We start from the raw sequence: 203 nt of genomic DNA, 5'->3' as shown, positions 1-203 counted from the left end.
ATTCTGGCGGGCACCCTGATTGGCAATGCCAGCTCCCTGTCGGGCAATGTACTCAATCAGAGTGCGCTGGTATTCGAGCAAGCCTCAGCTGGGCGATTCCAGGGCGAGCTGTCGGGTGCGGGCTCCCTGCTCAAGACCGGTGCGGGAGCCCTGACGCTATCGGGTAACAATAGCGGCTATACCGGCCACAGCACGGTGTCCGA

At 62.1% G+C, this 203-nt stretch carries 1 protein-coding gene; it reads left to right on the top strand.

From position 1 onward, the window contains the following. Positions 1 to 203: hypothetical protein (locus tag WFM49_RS18590; RefSeq protein ID WP_336974873.1), on the top strand; the 203-nt coding region annotated here is incomplete at both ends.

It is taken from the genome of Alcaligenes sp. PF14 (genome assembly GCF_037150615.1).
GTDB lineage: Bacteria > Pseudomonadota > Gammaproteobacteria > Burkholderiales > Burkholderiaceae_B > Alcaligenes > Alcaligenes phenolicus.
This window is presented reverse-complemented; position numbering and strand designations above follow the sequence as displayed.